1 protein-coding gene is annotated in these 1,847 nt (G+C 53.3%); it reads right to left on the reverse strand.

Annotated features, from left to right (window positions below):
- Positions 1 to 1,847, reverse strand: a 1,847-nt coding sequence (locus NU09_RS17015) for a T9SS type B sorting domain-containing protein (protein WP_129752511.1), incomplete at both ends; no start/stop codon positions are given.

Here is a 1,847-nt window from a genome sequence, read left to right on the forward strand (position 1 = left end):
CCGTTAACCGTCTCACGGTAGGTTACCGTGAACCAGTAGTCCGTAGCAGGCAGTGGCGTACCGTTGTAGGTACCGTCCCAGCCCTCACTCTCTTCGGTGGCACTGATCTGCTTGATCAGCTTGCCGTAACGGTCAAAGATGTACACCCTGGCATCCGGCTGGTTAAGCCCGATGATGTTCCAGGTATCGTGGTAACCGTCTCCGTTAGGGGTGAAGTAATGCGGGTAGTCCACAAGGCTTACGCCCTCTATGGCAATCTCATCACACGCAAACTCCGTGCTCACATCCCTTACATACACCGTATGGGTACCTGCAGGTACATCGGTAAACACATTGCTGCTCTGCCACATGCCGTCCTCATCCAGTTTGTACTCATACTCTCCATACCCTTCAACAAACACAGTGATAACCTGGTTGTCGCTGAAGTAGTTGGTCACCTCATAGCCAACACCAACAGGGCTGGCAGGGCCGCTCTGCTGTACCGTAAAGGCTGCAGAGATATCCGAGATACAGTTCAGTGGTGCAGGGCCTGTTACCTCCACCGTATAGTTACCCTCCGCACTGGCCTCATAGGTAGGCGAAGCCGGGTCATAATCGGTCAGTTCCACACCGTCAAGGTACCACACAAAGCTGTAGCCCATACCACTTGGGATACCGCTGTCCAGAGTTACTGTCCTTAACACATCGTCAGTGATGTAGTCCACACAGATGGTATCACTGCCATCCACTGAGGTGATAACAGGCTCAGGAAGCCTCTCCACAATAAGGGTGATCTCGGTGATGTCATGGCAACCGCTGATGGTCGAGGTGTTGGTCACCCTGGCATAGATGGTCATAACATCCGCCGTGGTGTTCACATACACCGCAGGGTCCGCTATAGGGTTAACTGCATCCTCTGCATCCTCAAGGGTCTCATAGTAGGCAACACTGTAGTCCGCAGGGTCCTGCGCTCCCAGTATCTCCGCATCAAAGACACTAAGGTCAAAGACATGCATACCGTCGTTGTCCCCGTCATCATCACAGGTAGACAGTACAGGGTCTGCAGGGGCGTTGGCCACTGCTGCCTCCTCCACCAAGAGCTGCATCGGTGCCGTTACGGTACAACCGCTCTCGATGTGCTGTACCCATACAAGGATATCCTGTGGCGTGCTTATGTTGTTGTACTGGTTCGGCAGTGCCGTGCCCGCATCAAGGGCAGCCTGGTCAAAGTAGAACCTTACAAGGTAATCATCCGGATCTGCATCCTCACCCAATATCTCAGGGATGTGGCTGCTTAGTATAAAGGTTGCCAGTCCGTCAGTGTTCTGCTCACAGATCGCATAGGCAGGGATTGCTCCGTTCTCACCCAGTGCAGGCAGCGGGTTAACAATCAGGTCCAGCTCAACGATCTGGTAACATACCGCATCGGCAGGGTTGCCCGTATTGGCCTCTACCCTTACATAGATCGTTGCCGTACCGCTTACAAAGTTAGCAGGGTCTGCTATCGCGTTGATATCCTGGTCAGCATCCTCATAGCTAAGGTGGTAGCTCAGGATAAGGTTCGGCTCGTTATCCATGATGTCTGCTGCGGCAAGGGTAAGGTCAAACTCCTCCTGGCCGTCACCCGAATTGTTGTCATCACACAACACAAGGGCATCAGGGGCCGTATTAGGCGTTGGTAAAGGAAGTACCTTTATGGTCATGGTAGTGTAGCTCTTACACCCTGCAAGGGTGATAACCTCTACCGTTAATGTCATCGGGTTGGAGGTGTTCACATAAGCCGTAGGGTCGGCAATCGGTGTGGCAGCTCCCGGCTCATAGTAGTTAACCGTGTAGCCAAGGCCTACCCCGAACGGGCCCAGTATCGT

The sequence above is a fragment of the Flavobacterium beibuense genome (assembly GCF_004151245.1).
In the GTDB taxonomy this organism is placed as follows: domain Bacteria; phylum Bacteroidota; class Bacteroidia; order Flavobacteriales; family Flavobacteriaceae; genus Flavobacterium; species Flavobacterium beibuense_A.